This is a genomic window from Flavobacterium xizangense, assembly GCF_054075145.1.
Map to the genome: position 1 here is coordinate 1 of NZ_JBSIPG010000082.1, position 277 is coordinate 277.

The following is a 277-nucleotide window of genomic DNA, read 5'->3' on the forward strand; positions in this document are numbered from 1 at the left end:
CTTTAAACAATGAATTGGTTTCGTCTGACATAGTAGGAACTTCTGCTCCATCTATTTATGACAGCAATGCTACAATTGTATCTAAAGACGGAAAAAACATTGTATTATACATTTGGTATGATAACGAATATGGATATAGCCATCAAGTTATTCGCTTGGCAAAATATATTGCCAAAGTAAGACGTTATACTTATTATTAATTCAACCAAACTAACTGTTTTTTAAAACCATCAAGTTAATCTTGGTGGTTTTTCTTTATATAGGAAGTACAGTTGTG

At 30.7% G+C, this 277-nt stretch carries 1 pseudogene; it reads left to right on the forward strand.

From position 1 onward, the window contains the following. Positions 1-200 (forward strand): annotated as a pseudogene (locus tag ACWA1B_RS22600) (glyceraldehyde-3-phosphate dehydrogenase); the annotation flags it as partial. Positions 201-277 lie beyond the last annotated feature (77 nt).